This is a genomic window from Lacrimispora amygdalina (assembly GCF_900205965.1).
Taxonomy (GTDB): domain Bacteria; phylum Bacillota; class Clostridia; order Lachnospirales; family Lachnospiraceae; genus Lacrimispora; species Lacrimispora amygdalina_A.
This window is the reverse complement of the sequence record NZ_OAOF01000015.1, coordinates 100,053-124,548: the sequence shown is the minus strand read 5'-3', so window position 1 is coordinate 124,548 and position 24,496 is coordinate 100,053. Positions and strand designations below refer to the sequence as shown.

Below are 24,496 nucleotides of genomic sequence, written 5' to 3'. Positions count from 1 at the left end.
CTCCTTACTGGGAGCAATAAGAACACGGTCCCAGATGAATTACCTCCGATAATGGAACTAGCCTTACATACGCCGTGATTGCCGTACAATTTTGATTGCTGTGATATTTTTCACCTGACGGCATGATATATAACATTCCATCATCTCCATTAAGACCCGCACATCTGCTGCAGGGCTTGTATCTTCCTCCATTTAAATTGCGAATAGTTTTAAGATCTTCTTTGTTCACTGCTTTGATCTGATTGTATATATAGTGACATGTTCTTTTTCTATGATATCTGGTACTATCTCTCCCCACATATACCATTTCTTCTGTGTGGCTGGATTCTCCAGCCTGAAGCAGAGTATTTCCAATCCAGGCTCTTCGCCGGCATCTGGCAGTCATTGGTACACTTCTTAGACCTAAGATGGAAAATGGAAGCCGAATCCGGTAATCCATTATTAAATCAAAGGTTTCTTTATCTTTTAAGACAGAGGAGTGGGAAAATGATACCGATTCCAGACCTTCATATACCTCTTGCCTGCTCATCTTCATTCTTACATAAAGGAGAATCCCCTGCTTAGTCAGTTCAGTTAAAAAATCGTCTGGTAATTCATCTAATTCTGCAGCATTAAGATTCTCTGCTTTCTCCAGCTCTTTTAGAACTGCTGCATATTGACTTAGCTCTTCTCCTGTATTTTCAAGAGCTGTCTGCACTTTTCGTCCATCATTTAAAAGTTTCATTGGCATCATCAGGATTATTACAGCAAACAGAAAAATTGGCAGTACCATTGCTGCTTCTATGGTAAGATTCCCTGGCTCTGATTGAAAGGAGGCGTATGACAATACCCTTTTTACAGAGAAATTTCTTTTTATCAAGGGGATTTGTACCTGGAGAGTAACCTTTGCTTTCTTAATAATTATTCTAAGCACTCTGAAAAAGGGCATGATCATTCGCCTCCTTATCTTAATAAGCTTTTTCTGTCCTAACCTCTATTGGATAAACTGGTTTAAGTCCTCCGAAAAAGAGATGACGCGAAACTCCTTTTCCTTTGATTTCTGCGCGGTATACACAATGGGTCATACGAAATGTCTCATCTGCTGCTCTAAGATTCATCTGAATGACATCCATAAGACGGTAATACTGCCGGCTGCTGTGAGAGGCAAAAAGAATCAGTTTTAAATAGCCGGTATAATTCATGCCGTTATCATCACTTCCTTCTCCCTCAAAAGTCCCCTTGTTTCCTGAATCCAACAATCCTTCCAGTGAAAGCTTCCAGGTATCCTTTGATTTAATAAGTGCAACCTTTTCTCCCTGAAGAAGCCGTCTTACATCGACAATGGCTTCCCCTAATGCCCAGATACCCATTATAAAGAAGGAAACCAGTCCTGTCAGGGGAGCCAGTCCTGTGACTCCGGTAATTGCAGCAGCGAGAGCATTCGCTTCCTCCCTTTTTTCCTGATCTGTCAGAATATGTACAAGATTCAGACCTTCTCTGATTGCTAAAATATCCGAAACTGCCTTGGAAATATTTTTTTCATCCGTATTCAGACCTCCTATCAGGTATTCCATCTCATACTGGACCTCCTTTCCACTCTCTGATAAATAACTGGTTAAAAAACGGCTGCAATACTCCTCAAATAAAATCCGGTCGATCAGTCCATCTGTTTCTTCCTGATCTCCCGTATAAATCAGAGATGGAAATGAGTTATTATTTAATACACCTTTTGAAACCTCCTTTCCTTCCGGAAGAACGAGGGATATCAGATTACTTTGTACAAGGTTCTGTACTTTTTCTAAAACTTTTTCTTTTTGTGTATCTTTTACACCATTTGTATAGGAAAACGTTGATATATGTATCTCACCCCAGATATCTATAACCGATCCCCATAAGCGGGATAAATCTGGTCCGTCGTCATCCTCATCGTCAGAGCTGCTGTCCCAGTCATCTATTATTTGTTCTACCTCCTCGCTACGTTTTACTGAACGACTAATCTTTTCTTCTATATCTGAAATATTTCCTGCAAGAGCTTCAATTTCTTTTCTGCGCTGGCCATCCTGTCTTAAATAGGCTTCATACCAATTGGTGTCACTGTTTAATGTCATCTGTATTGAATCACTTAACTGATTCAGGGATTTTTCTTTTTTACTCTTTGTTTTCTGTAATTGGATATTTAACTCATCTGCAATCTTTCCGTACGTTTTTATCAGGGAGGGAATCTGGTTAATCTCTTTTTCTAATTCAGCCGCTTTTTTCAAGAATCCATTTCCATCATAATGATTTAAATACGAATCTGCTTCCAGCCAAATGTTCCTTTGTTTTTCCAGACAATAATTAATTTCTTCAATCACATGCTCCAAACGAACCGCTTCCTTAGTGTGTTCTCCATAGGATTCAGAGAGATCTTCTACGGCAGCGGCTTCTTTCAGACCAGTAAGTATGGTAACGGCACCTGGTTCATCCGGAATATCATTAAAAATCGCATATCTCATATAATCCAGTATTTCCTGCTTCATATGTCTGCCACTGTCATCCGTAATCAGAACCTTCTGCATTAATTTTGCATCCTCTATATCCATGGAATACCAGCCGGAATGATCCATATAAGGTTTGATATATCCCAACCATTCCTCCTCTAGTTTATCTTCGCTTTTATCTTCCAAAAGAAAGATCCGGTACTTTTCCCATGCTTCTCTGTGATAACTGCTGAATACAGAATCCATAGCAGAATCCGCAGCAAGTTTTAAATACCATCTTGTTCCGGCAGTCCGTGCGGACTCCAAAAGTCCGCACATCAGACTGAAAATGCATAAAAAGGTTAAGCTGAGAAAAACGGTTATATGACCTTTGTTATGCATTAGTACACCTCTTTCGACTGCTTATTAATCTCAACAAATATACTATCCAGCAGCTTTTTAATATTGGATTTGAAAATAATAACAAGACCAATTAAAACTACCAGAATTAATACAATTTCAATAACACCAACTCCATCCTCCTCTCTTATAAAGTCAGCCATCTGTTTATTTAACAACTCTGCCATGGTATCACCTCCTCTCTAGTAAAATGCAAGAAATGCCGGAACTACTATCATAATCATCACTACCAAAAGCATAAGAAGCAGCGGAAGCAATAGTTTGGTGCCTGCTTCTTCTCCCAGCTTTTTAGCAGCATGTTTTCTCTGCTCAAATGCTGAGCCCATCTCGATGTCAAGAGCATTTCTCAGTTGTCTGCCGCCGTTTTTTTGATTTTGCTCCAGTAAAGCTGCAAGCTTGATATATGGCTGAAGGCTGCACCGCCTTCCAAATTCATTGTAAGCACGGCCTTCCGGCAGACCGCTCCTTAACTGAACTGCCGTCTTAACCATCTCTTCGTAAGCAGGCCGAATGGATTGCTTTCCATTTTTCATAGCCTCCCCATAATTGGCAGCAATCCGTTCCCATGCCCCCCTTACTGTGTATCCCGCGCCAATATAAACCACAAGCTTTGAAACAACCTCTGAATAATCAAGCAAAAGCTGCTGTTCTCTCAGTCTGTACCTATTTTGTTTTTCAACCTGCGTTCTGATCTGTAACAGAACTGCCAGCGCCAGACCAAGTACAGGCAATATCCCATAAGATTCTTCTTTTGGTTTAAAATACTCCAATGGTTGTCCTTTAAATACCTCAGGTAAAACCAGCGCATCGGCTGTCTGCTGCTTGGTATCAATCTCATTAGCCCATTTTTTAAATGCCGCTTTTTGTTTCTCTTCCATTGTCAGTTCAGGCGGTACCACCTTACCTTTGAACTGATAGCTGTGTTCATGGATTCCGTCAGATACTGCAGCAGTGATGAGAATCTCCTTTCCTCCCTCCAAAAGCCCCTCATTATAAACTGTTCCAAAGGAATCAATCAGGTAAGGATCGCTGGTTTCCCAACGCACAGACACTCCAAAGCTGTCTAGTCTGTTTATAAAATTCAAATCTTGTATTATAGAATTGAGAGAATCATTATCCGAAAGCATTTGAGTCTGAAGCTCCGTTTCCAATCTGTCAAACAGCTCCTCAGATTCTTTCTTTGTATAACGGCGTTCCCGTACAGGAATATCGATTAACAGTTTCTTATCTTTCTGCTCCTGATCCAATCCTTTTACCAAAATTTCATAAATTCGTTCCCCCTGCCCTGGTCCGGCTCTTTTTAATCCAATTCTTTCTAATACATTCTGCCTGCCCCACAAGGATACAATCTCCATAACAGCATACAAAAGGAAACCAGCTGCCACGCATACAGCCTGTGCCTTTGTTACCGGCAGTTTCCATCTGAATTTATAATGACCTTTCATCAGACCTCCTGGTTATAGTTCAATCTTCATCATTTGCTTTGACAGCCAATAAGCAATCATATAAACCCCCATGCATATGGTCATCAGAATTTTTCCCGCCCCTGTGGTATACATGATCCTGAAAAAACCAGGAGAAGTAATGTCGATATAGATGACAATAAAAAAAGGAATGAGATTCATTATCTTCTGTTCAAACTGCTTGGAAGCTGTCATGGTAAGAATTTCCTGCTTTACCTGCACTTTATCCCGAATCACATCTGCGGTATGGCTGATGATTGAAACCAGCTCGCCTCCGCTTCGTTTTGCAGTTGCAAATACTTCAGCAAAATTCTTTACATCTTCAAGCCCGCTTCTTATGGCAAACTCCAAAAATGCCTTCTCCACCGACCGGTTAATGCGGATCTGGCTTTCCATCAGCCGGAATTCCTTTGTTATAAGACCAGTCTCTCCATAGAGTACCGCCAACTCTTTTGAAGAAGCCAGGATAGCATTTTCTACCGAATATCCGGCGCTTAAAAAAGAGGAAAGAAGCAAAATACCCTCTTTAAATTCCAGATTCAGCTGCTGCAGCCGCTTTTCTTTTAATTCTTTTCTTTTTGAAACAGGAACCAGGATTCCCAATGGCAGCAAAATCAGAAATGCCGTCAGGCTGCGGTAAAATATATAAGAAAAAAGTATTACAATTAAAACACCTTGTCCGCTGTAAACCAGCCACTCCTTCAGTGTAAGAACATACTTATCATAGTTTAATGCCTGCTGCTTCGAGCTTTTCTGTGTTCTCAAGATTCCCCACTTTTTTAAGAATTCCCCCAACTTCTTTTGTCTTACCCCGGGCCCCTTTATACTCCTCGAACCGGTAAAGGGGGTTAAGTCTGATTTCACCGTCCTCATATCCTGCCACCTCCACAATTGATAATACCCGTCTGCTTTTATCTCTCAGTCTTCCTAAATGAATTAAGACATCAATTGCAGCAGCCACCTGACTCCTTACAGCCAAAAGAGGGATATCCGTTCCCATAAGCACCATTGTTTCCAGCCTGGACAGCATATCCTTGGGACTGTTGCCATGTCCTGTACTTAAACTTCCGTCATGACCCGTATTCATGGCCGAAATCATATCAAGCGCCTCTCTTCCTCTGACTTCTCCTACTATAATTCTGGAGGGATTCATACGAAGAGCTGCCTTAATTAAATCTCCGATGGACACTTCCCCCTCGCCTTCTCCATTGGCACATCTTGTCTCCAGACGGACCAGATTAGGGATATGGGTGATCTGCAGTTCTGCCGAATCCTCTATGGTTATAATTCGTTCACTTTTGGGTATATAGGCAGATAAGGCATTTAAAAATGTACTTTTACCGGAATTCGTGCCGCCGCTGATAAAGATGTTATAACCGGCTTCCACAATGTTTTTTAAAAATTCAGCAGCTTCTCTTGTAATGGATCCAAGCCTTAAAAGTTTTTCTATGGTGATTGGCTCCGGAAATTTCCTGATTGTGACAGCAGGACCATCAAGGGATACCGGCGGCAAAACCACATGAACTCTGGAACCGTCACTCAGTCTGGCATCTGCTACCGGTCTTGAAACATTTACAGTCCTGTTAACACGGCTGACAATCTGCTGAATCATGTCTTCTAACTGTTCCTGACTTTCAAATACCTTATCCCACTGTTCCATACGGCCGCTGCGCTCAATAAAGATATGGTCCGGCCCATTTACCATAATTTCTGTCACTGTCTTATCATCAACCAGCTCCTGAAGAACTCCCAGCCGCCTGAAAGAATCAAATAACCAGTCTCTCAGCTTAAGCTTTTCTCCCAAGGGCAGATATCCGGTTAATCCCACCTCCATTATCTTCTCGTCAATCATGGTATATAGTTCTTCATCTGATATCTGCTGCTGCTGATTTAATTCCGCCATGATGTCCTCCCGCATCAATCTGCGCTGTTCTTCAACCAAATCTTCACCTCCCTATGGCTGCTTTCTTAAAAGCTGACGGGTAAAATCTCCCAATTCGCTCCATAAAAGCTGATCCAGGTAATTGTCCTTTTTTCCAAAAGTACAGTGATACGGAAGTCTGATTTTCTGTATCCGCTTCAAAACATTCCCGTGACCGGATGCAGAAAGGTATGTTTCAAACTCCACTACCTTTGCGGCGGATATGCAGTCTTCTTTTACCGGCATATAGATGCCATCACAGACATCCAGAATATCCGCAGCTCTTTTCCCCATTTGCCCCAGATCAAGTATTATGGTTCCATATGTACTTTCTTTTGCAATCTGCCTGATTAGCCCTGCTATCTCCTGAGAAGATGCAAAGGCAAGGTCTTCCGGATACTGAACCGGAGGTATATAATCCAAATCTCCCCAGGTACACACGGCAGCACCAAGCCTGGCAGCGGAAAAGCTGCTTTGCCTGTAATAATAGAATAAATCAGACAGCCCCCTCTCATACTCTTCTCCAGTCAGCTCTGCCAGTCCGGAACAATCCTCCAGATTTAGATAAAGAACTTTTAAATCCCGTGACAGCAGCTGTGCCATAGTCAGGGAAAACGATGTCTTTAAGCAGCGGTTTACCGGTGAATAAATACCAATTACCCTGCTTTTTTCAGATAGCATGGTATACCCCTGGTCTTCGAAAGCCCCCCCGTACACTTCCATAACCTCCCGAAGGAGACGGTCTGCAGCCTGATACTTATAAACACAGGAATACCGCTCATTGGGGGATACCAGCCTATCCTGTGCAAGGAGAATCACCTTTTCTGCTCTGATCTGTTCAATCTCCTCATCTGATATACCACAACTGATCAAAAGAAGTTCAATGTCATGGCCGAAGCTATAATCAGTCAGTTCCTGTACCGATGTAAAGGATACCATGAACAGCAAAGACCGCTCCTTCTCATTTACAAACTCTGCAAATCGTTCTCCGAATGCAGCGTCTTCATCGCATATCGCCATAATGTGTTTTGTCATAGCAAACCTCCTGTTAAACCAAAATAACAGCAAGCAGCGTTCCCAAAAACATGCAGAATCCCAGCGGAATAACTGCATCATACCCATCCCGGGATGAACTGTAATAAGCTGTAATTTTTTTTGTTTGGAATAATGACCTTAAGTAGGTCAGAAAATAAGACAACCGTTGAAAGGTACTGCCTTTCACAGCCATAAGAAACAGAGACCAGAATGCCCCTATTATAAATCCGCCGGCAACCGCTTTAAAACCGGTGCCAAAGCCAAGATATCCGAATATGAGAGCGGCTGTTTTAATATCACCCGCTCCAATCATACGGCATACAAACAGCAGAAAAAACACTGCTGTAACTGCTGAGAATCTTCCTGCAAATGCCATCATCCCCTGCAGAACGCCCAGACCTTCACCCCCTCCTCCTGCTTCCGGCGAGGTTAAGCAAAGTCCGGTTACAATACCGGTAAATACCAGCCAATTGGGTATACGGTGTTCCCTCACATCATAATGAGATGCAATTGCCAGTATTAACAATAATACGATAATCTTAACACTATCAACTCCTTTTTAGTAAATTATAAATCTGGAAATAATGCCGGAAATTCGGCCATGAATAATGGAATAGTGAACCGTATACAGAACGTATGCGGGATTCTGACTTTATTATGCACAAGGCAGATACAAAAGTCAACTATTTTTTACAAATTTTTCTATTTCTAACTTAATTTAAGTATCATATGTTTCGTTATTTTTTGTTATATTATACAATTTTTTATTACTTTCCCCTATCTTATAAGTAGTTTTATACAATATCTGTTGACCTTTCCCCGCTCGGATGTTACTATAATATTATTAGTTTACTATTTTAAACCAAAGGGGATGTTTCAGGTGGCGATTGGAGAGTTTTCCCTGCTTTTTAAAAGCTGTATGCCGCTTTTTATTGCATTAGGAGACGAGGTCCGGCTTACGATTATTGAAGTTCTGGCCAATGCATGCATAAAAGGGCAGACTGAAATTTGCGGAATGAATGTAAATGAAATCACAGAGAAGACCAGTTTATCCCGCCCGGCCATATCTCATCATTTAAAGATATTAAAAGAAGCAGGACTTGTATCGTCCCGGCAGAAAGGAACTTCCAATTATTATTTTCTTACCTTTGGAGAAAGCACAAAAAGGTTATGCACTCTTGGGCAGTATCTCCAGAAATATATAGATCAAGTCTAATAATTTTATGGATATTCAGGTAATAGATGAATAAAGTTCCATTTTCCAGATATAATGAGTTCTATAGATACTCGTTAAATATTAATCTGGAGATGATCATATGAAAAATTTATTGATAAGGAAACATTTTTCTCTTACGGAGGAGGAACGGACTTTACGCAAGGAAATTGAGCGTTCCAAAACCGCCATTGATGCAGCAAGGAATCATTTCGAACAGGTCGTTGACCCAACTTTAATTGACTGCTATATCTACGAACTGAATGCAGCGCAGCTTCGCTACCAGTTTCTTCTGCGCCGTTTTAAGAGCCGCGAGGTATAACCAGGCATAGAATAAGCTTTGATACGGACCTGTTACAAATGCTGCTTCAACATGGGAATCGTGTACCAATATGGAGGGGTGAGCAAATGGAGAATGTAACAAATGAATTGGAAACAGGTTTTATTACAGAGCTTGACCGTTATTTATACAACAACGGCCGTCATTACGAAATTTATGAAAAACTGGGCGCTCATCCGAGAACATACAACGGAAAACAAGGGATGTATTTCGCCGTTTGGGCACCTCACGCCAGTCAGGTTGGGGTAGTCGGAGATTTCAATGGATGGAACCCCGACTTAAATCCCATGGTCCCCCTGGCCGATTCCGGAATCTGGGAGGTATTTGTTCCGGGAGTGGGACTGGGCCATCTGTACAAATATTCTTTAACTACTTCCAGTGGAAAAATTCTTTTTAAAGCAGATCCCTATGCCTTTCATGCAGAATTCCGCCCTCAGACCGCTTCTGTCACAGCCGATTTATCCACATATGCATGGAACGATCAGGCCTGGGTTAAAAAGCGGGAAAATCAGAATCTGCTGTCTGAACCGTTAAGTATTTATGAGGTTCATCTGGGCTCCTGGAAACGAAAAAACCGGGAAGAAAAAGAAGGCTATTATACATACAAAGAGGCTGCCTGCGAACTGGCAGAGTACGTGAAAGATATGGGCTATACCCATATCGAACTTATGGGTATTGCAGAGCACCCATACGACGGCTCCTGGGGTTATCAGGTAACCGGTTATTACGCTCCCACTTCCAGGTACGGAACACCGGACGAATTTATGTATTTTGTTGATTACATGCATCAGCATGGTATAGGAGTTATTCTTGACTGGGTTCCGGCACATTTTCCCAAAGACGCTCACGGACTTTCCGAATTCGATGGGGAAGCCTGTTACGAATACGCAGACCCGCGCAAAGGGGAACACCCTGACTGGGGAACTAAAGTCTTTGACTACAGCAAATATGAGGTGGATAATTTTCTTATTGCCAATGCTCTTTACTGGGTGGAAAAATATCATATAGACGGGCTGAGAGTGGATGCCGTTGCTTCCATGCTGTATCTGGATTATGGACGCAGCAGCGGTGAGTGGGTTGAAAACCGTAACGGAGGGAATGAAAACCTTGAAGCCATTGAGTTTTTTAAACACTTAAACAGTGTAATAAAGGAACGGGGAAAGGGCGCTGTTGTCATTGCTGAAGAGTCTACTGCATGGCCTAAAGTAACAGATCAGCCCGAGAATTCCGGACTTGGTTTTACTTTTAAGTGGAACATGGGCTGGATGCACGATTTCCTGGAATACATGAAACTGGATCCCTATTTCAGAAAATATAATCATCATAAGATGACCTTTGGACTTACATATTTTACCAGTGAAAATTATATACTTGTATTGTCACATGATGAAGTAGTCCATTTAAAAGGTTCCATGATTAATAAAATGCCTGGACTTCTTGAGGATAAGTTTTCAAATTTAAAGCTTGGCTATACTTTTATGATTGGACACCCCGGGAAAAAACTGCTTTTTATGGGACAGGATTTCGGCCAGTTCCATGAATGGGATGAAAAAGATTCTCTTGAGTGGTATCTGGCTAAAGAACCTCTTGGTGAAGATCTGAATAATTATGTCCGTGATCTTCTCCATCTGTACCGGAAATTTCCTGCACTCTATAATAACGACTATATATGGGAGGGATTTTCCTGGATCAATGCCAATGACAATGAACATAGCATTTTCAGTTTTATCCGGCATGGAAAAGGAAACAAAAACAGCCTGTTGTTTGTCTTGAATTTCACTCCTGTCAAACGCCCCGATTATCGGGTAGGCGTACCAAAACCCGGAAAGTATACTCTTGTACTTGATACATCACACGGGCTGTATGAAAAAAAAGAATCCACTGCGGATTTTAAATCTGAGAAGACTCCATGGGATGGCCAGACTTATTCCATTGCTTATCCGCTTCCAGCATTTGGTGCCGCTATATTTTGTTTTTGATTTGCAAATTATTTGGTTATTTTTTATATATTTTTCTATAAATCACTATACTTTTTCGTTATTTAGTAGTAAAATATAAGTATAAAATTACTTAATATGCTAGACTCAGAGATGGAAGGAGAGGTTCATATGGCAGCAGAATTAATCGCTACAACAGCAACAAAAAAGGTCTTTCATGATGGTGAAAAGGCAATTAAAGTTTTTAACGCTGAATTTCCAAAGGCTGAAGTTTTAAACGAAGCACTCATCAGCGCCAGAGTAGAAGAAATCGGCGGTATTCATGTTCCACGAGTACTGGAAGTCGGTGTTTTTGAAAACAAGTGGTCCATTACCTTTGATTTTATAGAAGGCAAGACCCTCCAGCAGCTCATGGATGAGAATCCGGAGAAACTGCCGGAATATATGGAGCAGATGGTAGATCTTCATCTGAATGTCATGTCTAAGCGTTGTCCCCATTTAAACAAACTCAAGGATAAGATATCCAAACAGATTCAGGATATTGATGAACTTGGTGACGTAACCCGATATGACATGCGCACACAGTTAGACAGCATGCCAAAACACACCAAGCTCTGCCATGGCGATTTTAACCCCTCCAATATTATTGTAAAGAGCGATGGAACCATGTATGTTCTGGACTGGGTACATGCCACTCAGGGTAATGCCAGTGCAGACGTTGCAAGAACTTATCTGCTGTTCTGTATCCAGGATCAGAATAAGGCGGATATGTATATGAACCTGTTCTGTAAGAAAACGGGAACTGCTAAAAAGTATGTTCAGTCCTGGCTTCCCATTGTGGCAGCTGCCCAGCTTTCCAAAAAAAGGCCGGAGGAAGCGGAGCTTCTGAATAAGTGGGCCGGAGTATGTGATTATCAATAACTTGGGGTAGAAAGGGAATGGACATTAAATCGTCCGTTCCCTTTCTATGAGTCATATTGTGCCATAACCATTTCATAATATCTGACTGACGGTTGGAAAGGTAGCCCACAGTCATCCGAAGATAATAGGGCTTTGGATAATACGTTATAATCCGTTTCATGACTCTTCTTTGCCAGACATAGTCTCATGCTCTTTTTTAAGCTCCTGATACAAATCGTAAAAACTCCATTTTGAGTTGGTATCTGTTATTACAGCCTTTAATGCTATCTTGGATACTCCTGACCGCTTTAAATTCATCAGTAGTTCATCAATCCGCCTGCTGGAAAAATTCTTCATAACCAGAATCTCTTCCTCAACGACCGGACATCTGCCTGCAGGCTGTTCCTCAAAACCCTCAAATCCCGCCAGATAACCAATCGTCAGGTTCGTCTGATCCGGGGAAATATTCTTAATGCGGATTCCCATCTGGACCAGAACTGCTTTTAACCTGGCAACCCTGGTATTATTCCCTTTCTGACCTTCCTTTTCCGGGCAGTAGTATAAAACCATTTCCTTCTTCACTGGCATTTCGTATCCTCCTGTTGTTGTCTATAGCAGCTGTCTGCGCAGATCTTCACTGCTTAATATGCTTAAATATGATGGCGGGATATCAAATACCGTTTTGCACCCGTTCTTCCCTTCTATATTGAACCGATATGCGGCCCGGGCATACGCGATCAGTACAGACGCGGTAAATTCCGGATTTGAGTCAAGTCTTAAACCGTACTCGATCACATGACTGTTCTCATCTTCCCAGCCGGTTCTTCCAGTCCTTATAACTGATCCGCCGTGTGGAATGCCCTTGTGATCGCGCATCAGTTCATCTTCACTGATAAAGTGAACCTCTGTATCATAATCTGAAAAATAATTGGGCATGGTCACAATCTCATGTCTTATCTTTTCCTGATCCGCACCTTCCGCTAATACTACAAAACACTCACGGGTATGCTTTTGTCTGGTGGTGAGTTCCGGATTCTTTCCGCTTCTCACTGCCTCCATAGCCTCTTTTACCGGAATCGTGTACTGTCTTGCGTCTTTTACACCTTCAATCTTACGTATGGCATCGGAATGTCCCTGGCTGACGCCCTTACCCCAGAATGTGTAATCATGACCACCTGGTAATATAGCTCCTGCATACAGGCGGTTTAAAGAAAACATTCCCGGATCCCAGCCTACGGATATAATCCCTGTTTTGTTCCCTTTTCTGGCCTCTGCATCTACCCTTTCATAATGTTCCTGAATCTTTGCATGGGTATCAAAGCTGTCCACCACGTTAAAATATCTGGCAAACCTGGGTGTCTGCTCCGGAAGATCCAGCGCACTTCCCCCACACAGTATCAGAACGTCAATCATATCTTTCATTGAAATAGCATCTTCGACTGGATAAACGTTAACTTCAGGTGTAAGAATACGGATCGATTCAGGATCTCTTCTGGTAAATACTGCTGAAAGTTCCATATCCTGATTATGACGGATAGCACATTCCACTCCTTTTCCAAGATTACCATAGCCTAAGATTCCTATTTTAATTGTCATAATTCATCTGCCTTTCCCAAAATTATTACTTTCTATTATAGTTTACAGGATGTCTTGTGTAAATCCTGTTTTTTATTTATTCAGCATGAAAAAATCCGCAGCCGGTGGGCTGCGGACCAAACGTCTATAGTTACTTAAGCAAGTGCTGCTGCGACTTCCGGCATCTCAAGAGCTGTAGTCTCATACTTATCTAAAATCACTCTCTGGATCATATCCCGGGTTCCGGAATTAATGGGATGTGCAATATCCCGGTATTCCCCGTCTGCAGCCTTGCGGCTTGGCATGGCAATAAACAAGCCTTTTTCTCCTTCAATTACCTTAATATCATGAATCACAAATTCATTGTCCAATGTTATGGATACAATCGCTTTCATCTTACCCTCTTTTTCGATGCGTCTAACTCTTACGTCTGTAATCTGCATGTTAAAGCCCCTTCCCGTCACATTTCCTATAATGTGTATCTCTCGTTTTTTTCTATGACAATTTTTACATTGTCTGGCGTTCCTATATAGGTGGTGTTGGCCCGAATCGTATCCCGGCTTTCCACGATACAGTTTTCTATCACTGTATTGTCCCCTATATAAACATCATTTAAAATGATGGAGTTCCTGATGACACAGTTGTTACCGATATATGCCTTTTTAAATAAAACAGAGCTTTCTACCACTCCATTTACGATACTGCCGCTGGATATCAGGCTGTTTTTCACAGCAGCACCGGGATTGTACTTTGCCGGTGGCAGATCGTCAATTTTCGAATAAACATCCGGATACTGCCGGAAGAAATAATCCCTGACCTCCGGTTTTAAAAAGTCCATATTGGTTTTATAATAAGACTCCACAGATGCAATATTTCTCCAGTATGTATTCATTCGGTAGGCATATATTCTTTTTAAATTCCTATAGCGGATCAGTATGTCGCTGACAAAATCATACCGGTCTTCCATGGCACACCGTTCAATTAACTCAATCAGCTGACGTCTGCGGATTACATAAATCCCGCAGGAAACTGTATTGGAGGAAGCAACCATTGGTTTTTCCTCAAATTCTGTGATTCTTCCGTCGTCATTGGTCTTCACAATTCCAAAGCGGGTGGTGTCTTCCCCTGCCGGAAGTTCTGTGCAGACAACGGTAATATCAGCCTTCTTTTCAATATGATATTCCAGGACTTTTCCATAATCCAGCTTATAGATTCCATCCCCAGCTGCGATAACCACATAAGGCTCATGACTGTTTTTTAAGAATATCAGATTCTGATAAAGGGCATCGGCTGTTCCCCTGTACCAGTCACTGCTTTCTGCTGTAATTGTGGGAGTAAATACAAACAAGCCTCCCTGCTTTCTTCCAAAATCCCACCATTTTGAGGAACTTAAATGCAAATGAAGAGATCTGGAATTGTACTGGGTCAGAACCGCCACATTCTGTATATGAGAATTTGTCATATTACTGAGCGCAAAATCGATGCTCCGGTAATTCCCTGCAATGGGCATAGCGGCAATGGCCCGCTTATTGGAAAGTTCTCTCATTCTTTTGCTGTTACCGCCTGCTAATACAATTCCTATTGCTCTCATCTCATACCACCTGCCTTTATGATGTAGTCACCGCCTGTCAGCTCTCCGTCCGGATAATCCTCCGGTCTGGTCTCACCAACAATTGCTGTGTTCTTACCCACCTTAACATTGTCTGGTATGATAGAATTTTCCCCAACGGTCACCAGATCGGACTGATAAACCTTGGGATCGTATTTGCTGGGCGCAAATTCACCTGTTCCCAGTTCACAATCTGCGCCGACAATAACATTCTCAGCAATGATCGCTTTCCGGATCCTGGTGTTCTCCCCAATTGTACATTCCCTCATAATAATGGAATCTTCAACTACAGCTCCTGATTTAATTACTACACCGGCACCAATTACGGAATTATGAACCTCTCCCCAGATTTCAGTTCCTTCTCCGATGATGCTCCGGTCAATGACCGCCTCTCCTGCTACATACTGAGGCGGAATAATATCACTCTTCGTATAAATCTTCCAATACTCTTCATAAAGATTAAACTCAGGAATGATATCAATCAGTTCCATATTTGCTTCCCAGTATGAACTTAAGGTACCTACGTCTTTCCAGTAGCCGTTATACTCATAGGCAAACACCCTGTTTCCGGACTCAAAACAGTAAGGTATGATATGTTTGCCAAAGTCACAGCCTGGAACATCAGACATACGGATTAAGGCTTCCTTTAAAACCTTCCAGCTGAATATGTAGATACCCATGGAAGCAAGATTGCTTCTGGGGTTCGCCGGCTTCTCCTCAAATTCTGTAATCCTGTTATTCTCATCGGTGATCAGAATTCCAAATCGGCTGGCTTCTTCAATAGGAACTGGCATGGCAGCAATAGTGATATCAGCATTATTGGCTTTATGATACTCAAGCATTACCTCATAATCCATCTTATAAATATGATCCCCTGAAAGGATAATAACATAATCCGGGTTATAGGTCTCCATATACTCCAGGTTCTGATAGATGGCATTGGCTGTACCGGTATACCAGTCACTTCCCTTGCTTCTTTCATAGGGAGGCAGAATCGTGACACCACCAACGTTACGGTCTAAGTCCCATGGAATACCTATCCCGATATGAGTGTTTAAACGTAATGGCTGATACTGAGTCAGGACCCCTACTGTATCGACTCCTGAGTTAATGCAATTGCTGAGCGGAAAATCGATAATACGATATTTTCCACCAAATGATACTGCGGGTTTTGCCACCTTCTGGGTCAGAACACCTAACCGGCTGCCCTGACCGCCTGCAAGAAGCATGGCAATCATCTCTTTTTTAATCACGTTATCACCTCTTGCTGTTGATATTTATTGTACTAGCATTATAACATACATTCGTAGAATAGTGAACAAATTTTTGAATTATTGTGTTATTTTTTTGTGCATTTTCCGACATTTTTCATGCTTTTGTCTTTTCTTTTACATTTTAGCATTTATCAGTAGTTTTTGCCCCCCATCCCCCTTGAATCAAGGCCGGAAATACAGTATAATCTTATTAAGTATGCGAACATGTAAAAGGAGAAGCCATTATGGATTTAACCACAGTAAGACAAATATATAGAGACAAAGATGTTTTTCTTAATAAAGAGATATCAATCGGAGGCTGGGTAAGAAGCTTAAGGGATTCCAAAACCTTCGGATTCATCGTGTTAAATGACGGCAGCTATTTTGAAACACTTCAGGTCGTTTATCATGATTCTATGGAAAACTTTTCAGATATATCCAAGCTGAATGTTGGTGCTGCAATTATCGTCACCGGAACCCTGGTTCCGACACCGGAAGCCAAACAGCCGTTTGAAATTCAGGCCGCAAAAATCGACATTGAAGGTTCCTCTGCCCCGGATTATCCCCTTCAGAAAAAGCGCCATTCCTTTGAATATTTAAGAACTATATCACATCTGCGTCCAAGGACGAATACGTTTCAGGCAGTTTTCCGGGTGCGTTCTCTCATCGCCTATGCCATCCATCAGTTTTTTCAGGAACGGGATTTCGTTTATGTACACACTCCTCTCATCACAGGCAGTGACTGTGAAGGTGCAGGAGAGATGTTCCAGGTAACAACTATGGACTTAAAGAATATTCCTATGACCAAAGAAGGAACGGTAGACTTTACTCAGGATTTCTTCGGAAAGCCTACCAATTTAACCGTAAGCGGACAGCTGAATGCAGAAACATATGCCATGGCTTTTCGAAACGTTTATACCTTTGGTCCTACCTTCCGTGCAGAAAATTCCAATACAACCCGGCACGCTGCAGAATTCTGGATGATTGAGCCTGAGATGGCATTTGCAGATCTGCAGGATGATATGGAACTGGCAGAATCCATGCTGAAATATGTGATTCGTTATGTTCTGGAGCATGCTCCCGAAGAGATGAACTTCTTTAACCAGTTTGTGGACAAGGAACTGTTAAACAGGCTGAACCATGTATTGAATTCTGAATTCGCCCATGTGACCTATACGGAAGCAGTTGAACTATTAGAAAAACACAATGAAGAATTTGACTATAAAGTATTCTGGGGCTGTGACTTACAGACAGAGCATGAACGTTATTTAACAGAACAGCTATTTAAAAAGCCGGTATTTGTCACGGATTATCCAAAGGAAATCAAAGCATTTTACATGAAAATGAACCCGGACAATAAGACCGTTGCTGCCGTAGACTGCCTGGTTCCCGGTATCGGTGAGATTATCGGCGGTAGCCAGAGAGAAGACAATTTAGACAAGCTTACAGCACGTATGGACGAGCTGGGCCTGAAAAAAGAGGATTATGATTTCTACCTTGACTTAAGAAAATACGGTTCCACCCGACATGCGGGATTCGGACTTGGTTTTGAGCGCTGTGTTATGTATTTAACCGGTATGGCCAATATCCGTGATGTGGTTCCATTCCCAAGAACCGTTAACAACTGCGAACTATAGGCCGCTGAGGCTGCTGCCAATCAACCAGACAGCCTCTTTATACAGGAACCATATATAGAGGGAATTATGAATTTCTTTTATATGTGGTTCCAAGTCTATGAAAGAGGATACGTACAGCAAACATCTGATTCCTTCATACAGTGCTGTACCAGTGAGGTATTGAGTGATGAAATTTATACATATTGCAGATGTACACTGGGGTATGAGCCCCGACAGTGATAAGCCCTGGAGCCGGGAGCGCTACCAGGACATTAAAGATACATTCGCAAAGGCTGTGAATCAGGCGAAGACTATGGAAGCCGACTGTCTTTTTATTTCCGGTGATCTCTTCCACCGACAGCCCCTTGCCAGAGATTTAAAAGAGATTAATTATTTATTTTCAACCATTCCGGGTGTTCGTGTGGTCATTATAGCCGGAAACCATGACCGCATTCGGAATAACTCTGCTCTTTTAAGTTTTACATGGGCACCGAATGTAACTTATCTCATGGGAGAAGAGCTGGAAAGCGTTTATTTTAAGGAAATTAATACAGAGGTCTATGGTTTCAGTTATCACTCTGTAGAGATACCGGAAAATCGTCTTGACCACTTAAAGGTACCTAATAACGGTAGAATTCATGTTCTTTTAGGCCACGGAGGAGATGCCAACCATATCCCCTTTGATAAAGGCGCCATGTCGAGCCTGGACTTTTCTTACATCGCCATGGGACACATCCACCGCCCTGAGATTCTTATTGAAAACCGTATGGCTTTTGCAGGTTCTCCAGAACCCCTGGATAAGACAGAATCAGGACACCACGGCATGATGGTTGGGGAGATCAACGAGGTAACCCGTATGGTAACCTCCCTGAAATTCATTCCTCTCGCAAAGCTTCAGTACATCTCTCTTGCAGTCAATGTCACCCCAGCCACCACCAATACAGAACTTGCTATGAAAATTACACAGGAAATCCAGAACCGGGGCATAGAGAATATCTATCGGTTCCGCATACGAGGCATGAGGGATCCGGATATTACATTTGATTTAGACATGCTTTCTACCCGGTTTAAGATTCTTGAAATGATTGATGAATCAGAACCACAGTATAATTTTTCCGCTCTCTTTGCCGAACACCCCAGTGACATGATCGGTTTTTTTATTCAGGCACTTCAGAAACCAGAGATGAGCGGAGTGGAAAAAAAAGCACTCTATTACGGTATCAATGCTTTGCTTCGTACTACGGATGAAAGGAGCTGACCATGAAAATACTGGACATCTACATCAATGGATTCGGAAAGTTCCATGGCAGGAATTTAACGTTTCATGATGGAATCAACATTGTTTATGGAAAAAATGAGGCAGGTAAATCCACAATCCATACTTTTATCCGCAGCATGCTCTTTGGAATTGAACGCCAGAGGGGAAGGGCATCGAGAAATGATCTTTACTCCCGATTTGAACCATGGGAAAACAGCGGAACCTATGAAGGACAGATCCGTGTAGAACATAAGGAACATATCTACCGGATCGAGCGGACTTTTCAGAAGAATAAGAAAGAGTTTAAGATCGTAGATGAAACTGCAGGACGGGAAATTGAACCGACAAAATCATTCCTAGATGATCTTCTCTGCGGTTTAAGCGAAACCTCCTACATCAACACCATCAGTATCGGGCAGTTAAAAAGTGCCACCGACGAAGGTATGGTCACAGAACTGAAAAATTATATTGCCAACTTAAATACAACAGGCAACCTTGCACTTAATATTACCAAAGCAGCGGCTTGTTTAAAATCCCAGAAAAAAGAGCTGGAAGCGCAGATGGTTCCGGAAGCAGCACGCACTTATACCTCATTATTAAGTGAAATCCGCAATATTGAGAAAGAAATCTCAGCTCCTGAGTACGAGAACCAGATTAAGTCCTACCAGAAGCTACGTCAGGATATGAAGGCTGACTTAGAAGAGCGCCAGACGGAAAAAGAGGAGCTGATTAAAAAAGTAGCAAGAGGCCGGCAGGTTCTCACAAGCAACCAGTTTACTGACCACGAATCCATTCAGTCATGTTCCAGAAAGGCGCAGGAGCATTATGAAGAATATATGGCGGCGCAGACAGCATGCAGCCGCAAGCTGAAAAAGATCGCTTCTGCTGTATCACTGATTGTTGCAACCCTTTTACTGTGCAGCACGGGGATTATTTATTATTTAGGTGAATCCAATTATTTCTCTGCGTATTATGGCATTGATCTCATCCTGCTTCTGAGTATTTTTGTAAGCGGTGCTCTTATATTCTACCTGATTGGCTTAATCCTGTTTTTAAGGATCCGCCACCATCAAAAGGATATGGAAATGAGCGGCAAGATTCTTCAGGAGATCCTGTCAAGGCATTTAGAAGAAACCGATATTACACAGGATTCCATGCAGGCATTTCAAAACCGCATGGCAGAATTCACACGACTGTGTTCTGCCGTCTCCAAATCGGAAGCAGCCATTAACCAGAAGGCGGTTGAGATTGAAGAACTTAATAAAAAGCTGGAAGGATGCGGAGAAACCATAGAGACACAGCAAAAAAACCAGTGGGAGCTGGAAAAGAAACTGGATCATCTGTCCGGCTGTAAAACCCAGGCGGAGGGACTAAAGCATATTATAGCTGAAAACGACCGTATCCGGGAGGAAATCGCTGCTGTGGACTTAGCATTAGAAACCATGACCAGCTTATCTTCCTCCATCCGCGACTCGTTCGGTCTTTACTTAAATAAGGCAGCTTCTGATTTAATCTCAGGAATTACCGGCGGGATCTATACCAGCATGAGTGTAGATGAAAACTTAAATATTTTTTTAAATACCAAAACCAAACTGGTTCCTTTAGAGCAGGTCAGCAGCGGAACCATGGATCAGGTCTATCTGGCTCTTCGTCTGGCTGCAGCCACTCTGATTCAGACCGGTGATGAAAAAATGCCGTTTATCTTTGATGACAGCTTTGTCCTATATGATGACGATCGGTTAAAAACTGGATTAAAATGGCTGTCAGGTACATATAGTAATCAGATTATTATATTCACCTGCCATCAGCGGGAAGCACAGATGCTGACCGCAAACTTAATGCCTTATCATTTAGTTGAAATATAAAGAAATCCCTGAGAGAGACGAAAATCTCTTTCAGGGATTTCTTTATATTAATCATATATTTTTAACAAAATCAATCACAGATCCGATTATAATTCCCAAGATAGCCGGACATATCCAGGCAAGCCCAGCTGAATAAAGCGGAAGATCGAAAAGCATACCATGTAAAAATTCTGCTCCTGCCTGTTCCAATGCCAGCAGCACCCCCGTGATTCCTGTTAATCCCATGGAGCAGACATAGACTGCTCTCCAACGTCTCCCATCCCGGAACGCAAAGGAAAGGATGATCAGTACGATTGAGATCGGATATAGAGCATTTAAGACTGGAACGGATATCTCCAGTATCTTATTAAGTCCTGCATTAGAAATAATCAGGCTGATGAAAGCGAACAAAAAAGCCCATGTCCGGTATCCCACTTTGGGTATAATCGTGCAGAAGTACTTACTGCAACAGCTGATCAGTCCAATACACGTATTCAGGCATGCGATAAAAAAAACAGCCGCAAGCAGAACAAGACCTGCTTTCCCATATAAGAATTGTACCGCCTGATTCAGGGTTTGCGCACCATTTTCTGTAACACCAAATGCTCCTCCGGTCACTGCACCTACATGAGATAAGGCACTGTAAACCAACAGAAGGATCCCTCCGGCAAAAAAGCCGGCTTTAATGGTCTCGCGAACCACATCTGCTTCTTTCCGGATACCCATGGCTTTAATATTCAAAGATATAATAATTCCGAAATTCAAAGCCGCAATGGTATCCATCGTCATATAGCCTTCCAGAAATCCTTTGACAAACGGGGCTTTTTGATAAGTTTCGGCTGACTGTCCATAAGTGCCTGCCGGATGTAGGAGGCAGCCGGCAAAGATCACTGTGATCAGTACCAAAAGTATGGGAGTCAGTATCTTTCCCAGCCGTTCCGTCAGCTTGTCAGGTTTTAAGGCAACGGCAAAGGCTATGGTAAAAAATACCACGGAATATAGAAACTGCATCCAGCCAGTGGCACTTCCTGCCTTCAGAAAGGGTACCACTGCCATCTCAAAAGATGTACTTGCAGTTCTGGGAATTGCAAGGCAGGGTCCGATGGATAAATAAATTAACAGGGTAAATATAAATGCAAATTTAGGATGAACCCGACCAGCCAGTTTATCCAGTCCGCCGGACTGCGCTACTGCCACCACGCCTAAAACTGGAAAACCAATCGCGGTTACTGCAAATCCAGCTACCGCAATCCACACAGACATTCCCGCTGATGCGCCTAAAAAAGGGGGGAAAATCAGGTTTCCTGCTCCAAAAAACATGGAGAATACCGTTAATCCCGCTAAAACTAATTTTTCTTTTGTTAATCGTTCCATAATCCCCCTTTGGTATTAACGGTCTCCAGCGCGGTAGCGCTCCAGCAGACGGTTAATTCTTGTAGTTGGATTGAGGAGTGGACTCAGGGAGGCATCATGGTTTAAATTATCAATGATAAGAGCGATGTATTTGCTCATATCAACATTAATATAATAAGGTCTGGACAGAAGATCCGGTGTCTGGTATACCAGATTAGTGGTTAAAATCCTGTCGATCAAGCCATTTTCATAATATTCATCAAACTTTGCAAGGCCGTTGGTAAAGAGTCCGAAGGTAGCACAGACAAATACTTTTTTTGCCTTTCTCCGTTTCAGTTCTTTTGCAACATCAAGCATACTTTCGCCAGAGGAAATCATATCATCCACAATAATTACATCTTTACCTTCTACGCTGCTTCCCAGAAATTCGTGTGCAACAATTGGATTGCGTCCATTCACAATCTGCGTATAATCGCGCCGTTTGTAAAACATACCCATATCAAGTCCCAACACATTGGCGAAGAACACAGCACGTCCCATACCGCCTTCGTCAGGGCTGATTACCATCATATGCTCACTGTCAATATCCAGTTCCTTCTCTTCTTTTAATAAGTATTTGATAAACTGATAAATTGGCTGAACCGTCTCAAACCCCTTTAATGGAATCGCATTCTGAACTCTGGGATCATGAGCATCAAACGTAATAATATTCTCTACACCCATATTTACAAGCTCACGAAGCGCTAATGCACAGTCAAGGGATTCTCTTCTGGAACGCTTATGCTGTCGGCTCTCATATAAGAAAGGCATAATCACGTTAATGCGTCTGGGCTTACCCGCAGATGCTGCGATCACACGTTTTAAATCCTGAAAATGATCATCGGGGGACATGTGGTTGGTCATCCCACACAGAGAATAGGTCAGACTGTAATTACAGACGTCAACCATGATATAAAGGTCATCTCCACGCACAGATTGCTGCAGTGTTCCTTTCGCCTCTCCGGTTCCAAATCTGGGGGTGGTGGCTCCGATGATATAGCTCTCTCTCTGATAACCGGAAAAAGCGATGGTAGACTTATGTTCACTTTCCCGGTCCTTTCTCCATTCCACCAGATAATCATTTACTTTTTCTCCCAGTTCCTTGCAGCTTTTTAAAGGAATTAAGCCCAATGGTCCAACCGGAATGGTTTCTATCGTTTTCTCTTCGTAAAGCATTCGTTTCTCCTCCAACGTGTCCTTATGCATTGCAACGGTTCTTTTATAACATTATGCGCGAAAATAGTCAAGTTAATCGGATAGTTTTTGTCATTCTCCACGTTTGGATTTTTTCCTGATTCGGATATCATCTCCGTAGAGCGGAATTACCGTATAACGGCTGATCAGTCTGGAAGTAACCCGTTCTGTATAACGGTCCCGTAATTCATTAATCGGATGATTGGTAGAGATAATCGTCGATTTTGATGAATTAAGCCGCTCATTAATGCAGTAGAAAAGTTCGGAAGAGGTAAAGCTGTTATTTAACTCTGTACCAAGATCATCGATGATTAAAAGGTCACAGTCGAGAATGTATTGATACATTCCTTTCATATCTTCCTCATCCTGATAATCAAAACGATTCTTGGAAAACACTTCAAAAAGATCATTGGCGGATAAATAAATCACGGAATAAAAACGGTCAATCAGCTCTTTGGCGATACAGTTGGTTAAAAACGTCTTTCCTACACCGGTAGGTCCTGTAAACAGAAGATTTCCATGCTCTTTCGGAAGGTCTTTTACAAAATTTTTGCAGGTCTCCGTTACCTGCATCATATACTGTTTTACTGTCCTGTTTAAAACCGGGATTACTCTGGTATTATCAAAGTACTCATAAGAAAATGTTTCAAAATTCTCTACTGCAATAATCTGTTCAATATTGGACTGTGCATATAAATATCTCATCTCCGACTGTCGGAAACAATGGCACTTTATTCCATCTGCATAGCCGGTATCCTTACAGTCGGGACATAAATACTGCATCTCCATATAATCTGCGGGATACCCGGAGGATTTAAGAAGAACCGTCTTCTGTTCCCGTAAATCCGCGATTTCATCTCTCAGCTCCTTTAGAGCTTCCTTATCTCCGTCTAAAAGCCTGCGGGCACATGCCACGGCTCTTGTACTTATGGAATCGTCAAGTTCCTTTATTACAGGTATTTTTAAATAAACCTGTGCAATCCGCTTTTCCTGTTCATGCCGGTTCTTCAACTGCTGCTGCCCGTAAGCCCGCATGATGGCGTCATATTGTGAATTGCTCAGTGCCATAGCTACCTCCGTTCCTGTTG

General features: G+C 42.2%; 23 protein-coding genes. 7 read left to right on the top strand and 16 right to left on the bottom strand.

The genetic code is table 11. The features are described from left to right. Positions 1-4: 4 nt before the first annotated feature. Genes CRO04_RS18600 through CRO04_RS18565 form a run of 8 tightly spaced genes read right to left on the bottom strand, consistent with a single transcriptional unit; the run spans position 5 to position 7,803 of the window. Entirely contained in the window at positions 5-928 is a 924-nt protein-coding gene (locus CRO04_RS18600) for a hypothetical protein (protein WP_097005738.1), read from the bottom strand. Positions 929-947: 19 nt separating this feature from the next. Then, positions 948-2,840 carry a DUF5702 domain-containing protein gene (locus CRO04_RS18595; protein ID WP_097005737.1) on the bottom strand — a complete coding sequence of 631 codons (1,893 nt, stop codon included), beginning with the start codon at positions 2,838-2,840 and terminating at the stop codon, positions 948-950. Then, positions 2,840-3,025 carry a Flp1 family type IVb pilin gene (locus CRO04_RS18590; protein ID WP_207654472.1) on the bottom strand — a complete coding sequence of 62 codons (186 nt, stop codon included), beginning with the start codon at positions 3,023-3,025 and terminating at the stop codon, positions 2,840-2,842. The genes CRO04_RS18595 and CRO04_RS18590 overlap by 1 nt, the downstream gene beginning before the upstream one ends. A gap of 15 nt (positions 3,026-3,040) precedes the next feature. Continuing rightward, on the bottom strand, positions 3,041-4,303 hold the full coding sequence (locus CRO04_RS18585; protein ID WP_097005736.1) for a hypothetical protein: 1,263 nt from the start codon (positions 4,301-4,303) through the stop codon (positions 3,041-3,043). Between the two features lie 12 nt (positions 4,304-4,315). Then, positions 4,316-5,086 carry a type II secretion system F family protein gene (locus tag CRO04_RS18580; RefSeq protein ID WP_207654471.1) on the bottom strand — a complete coding sequence of 257 codons (771 nt, stop codon included), beginning with the start codon at positions 5,084-5,086 and terminating at the stop codon, positions 4,316-4,318. Then, on the bottom strand, positions 5,043-6,239 hold the full coding sequence (locus CRO04_RS18575; protein WP_097005767.1) for an ATPase, T2SS/T4P/T4SS family: 1,197 nt from the start codon (positions 6,237-6,239) through the stop codon (positions 5,043-5,045). Before CRO04_RS18575 ends, CRO04_RS18580 begins: the two co-directional genes overlap by 44 nt. Positions 6,240-6,275: 36 nt before the next feature. Next, complete coding sequence (locus CRO04_RS18570) at positions 6,276-7,277, bottom strand: hypothetical protein (protein WP_097005735.1); 1,002 nt, start codon at positions 7,275-7,277, stop codon at positions 6,276-6,278. A 13-nt stretch (positions 7,278-7,290) separates the two neighbouring features. Then, positions 7,291-7,803, bottom strand: a complete 513-nt coding sequence (locus tag CRO04_RS18565; RefSeq protein ID WP_242974549.1) for a prepilin peptidase — start codon at positions 7,801-7,803, stop codon at positions 7,291-7,293. Between the two features lie 393 nt (positions 7,804-8,196). Here CRO04_RS18565 and CRO04_RS18560 point away from each other — a divergent pair, with 393 nt between their 5' ends. From CRO04_RS18560 to CRO04_RS18545, 4 genes are all read left to right on the top strand, one after another. Continuing rightward, positions 8,197-8,493, top strand: a complete 297-nt coding sequence (locus CRO04_RS18560) for an ArsR/SmtB family transcription factor (RefSeq protein ID WP_097005766.1) — start codon at positions 8,197-8,199, stop codon at positions 8,491-8,493. A 100-nt stretch (positions 8,494-8,593) separates the two neighbouring features. Further along, positions 8,594-8,812 carry a YaaL family protein gene (locus CRO04_RS18555; protein WP_097005733.1) on the top strand — a complete coding sequence of 73 codons (219 nt, stop codon included), beginning with the start codon at positions 8,594-8,596 and terminating at the stop codon, positions 8,810-8,812. A gap of 86 nt (positions 8,813-8,898) precedes the next feature. Then, the gene (glgB, locus tag CRO04_RS18550; RefSeq protein ID WP_097005732.1) at positions 8,899-10,809 is read left to right on the top strand and encodes a 1,4-alpha-glucan branching protein GlgB; all 1,911 of its coding nucleotides are present in this window, start codon (positions 8,899-8,901) and stop codon (positions 10,807-10,809) included. Between the two features lie 129 nt (positions 10,810-10,938). Continuing rightward, positions 10,939-11,688, top strand: coding sequence for a phosphotransferase family protein (locus CRO04_RS18545; RefSeq protein ID WP_097005731.1), 750 nt, complete (start codon positions 10,939-10,941; stop codon positions 11,686-11,688). A gap of 156 nt (positions 11,689-11,844) precedes the next feature. Here CRO04_RS18545 and CRO04_RS18540 read toward each other — a convergent pair whose 3' ends face one another. The 5 genes from CRO04_RS18540 to CRO04_RS18520 all read right to left on the bottom strand — a co-directional run bounded on the left by CRO04_RS18540 (position 11,845) and on the right by CRO04_RS18520 (position 16,104). Beyond that, positions 11,845-12,255 carry a DUF3783 domain-containing protein gene (locus CRO04_RS18540; protein WP_097005730.1) on the bottom strand — a complete coding sequence of 137 codons (411 nt, stop codon included), beginning with the start codon at positions 12,253-12,255 and terminating at the stop codon, positions 11,845-11,847. Between the two features lie 21 nt (positions 12,256-12,276). Next, complete coding sequence (locus tag CRO04_RS18535; protein ID WP_097005729.1) at positions 12,277-13,263, bottom strand: diaminopimelate dehydrogenase; 987 nt, start codon at positions 13,261-13,263, stop codon at positions 12,277-12,279. A gap of 134 nt (positions 13,264-13,397) precedes the next feature. Further along, on the bottom strand, positions 13,398-13,685 hold the full coding sequence (gene spoVG, locus CRO04_RS18530; RefSeq protein WP_097005728.1) for a septation regulator SpoVG: 288 nt from the start codon (positions 13,683-13,685) through the stop codon (positions 13,398-13,400). A 26-nt stretch (positions 13,686-13,711) separates the two neighbouring features. Next, a complete protein-coding gene (gene glgD, locus CRO04_RS18525) occupies positions 13,712-14,833 on the bottom strand; it encodes a glucose-1-phosphate adenylyltransferase subunit GlgD (RefSeq protein WP_097005727.1) in 1,122 nt (373 codons plus the stop codon). Then, positions 14,830-16,104, bottom strand: a complete 1,275-nt coding sequence (locus CRO04_RS18520; protein WP_097005726.1) for a glucose-1-phosphate adenylyltransferase — start codon at positions 16,102-16,104, stop codon at positions 14,830-14,832. Before CRO04_RS18520 ends, glgD begins: the two co-directional genes overlap by 4 nt. A gap of 245 nt (positions 16,105-16,349) precedes the next feature. Here CRO04_RS18520 and asnS point away from each other — a divergent pair, with 245 nt between their 5' ends. From asnS to CRO04_RS18505, 3 genes are all read left to right on the top strand, one after another. Continuing rightward, the gene (gene asnS / locus CRO04_RS18515; protein WP_097005725.1) at positions 16,350-17,741 is read left to right on the top strand and encodes an asparagine--tRNA ligase; all 1,392 of its coding nucleotides are present in this window, start codon (positions 16,350-16,352) and stop codon (positions 17,739-17,741) included. Between the two features lie 166 nt (positions 17,742-17,907). Next, a complete protein-coding gene (locus CRO04_RS18510) occupies positions 17,908-18,978 on the top strand; it encodes a metallophosphoesterase family protein (RefSeq protein ID WP_097005724.1) in 1,071 nt (356 codons plus the stop codon). A gap of 2 nt (positions 18,979-18,980) precedes the next feature. Continuing rightward, on the top strand, positions 18,981-20,843 hold the full coding sequence (locus CRO04_RS18505) for an ATP-binding protein (protein ID WP_097005723.1): 1,863 nt from the start codon (positions 18,981-18,983) through the stop codon (positions 20,841-20,843). Between the two features lie 51 nt (positions 20,844-20,894). On the opposite strand, the gene brnQ is transcribed toward CRO04_RS18505, so the two are convergent. The 3 genes from brnQ to CRO04_RS18490 all read right to left on the bottom strand — a co-directional run bounded on the left by brnQ (position 20,895) and on the right by CRO04_RS18490 (position 24,476). Next, complete coding sequence (gene brnQ / locus CRO04_RS18500) at positions 20,895-22,199, bottom strand: branched-chain amino acid transport system II carrier protein (protein ID WP_097005722.1); 1,305 nt, start codon at positions 22,197-22,199, stop codon at positions 20,895-20,897. Positions 22,200-22,211: 12 nt separating this feature from the next. Next, positions 22,212-23,390, bottom strand: a complete 1,179-nt coding sequence (locus CRO04_RS18495; RefSeq protein WP_097005721.1) for a ribose-phosphate pyrophosphokinase — start codon at positions 23,388-23,390, stop codon at positions 22,212-22,214. 90 nt (positions 23,391-23,480) lie between these two features. Beyond that, positions 23,481-24,476: an ATP-binding protein gene (locus CRO04_RS18490; RefSeq protein ID WP_097005720.1), complete on the bottom strand. Its 996-nt coding sequence runs from the start codon at positions 24,474-24,476 to the stop codon at positions 23,481-23,483. Positions 24,477-24,496: the final 20 nt, after the last annotated feature.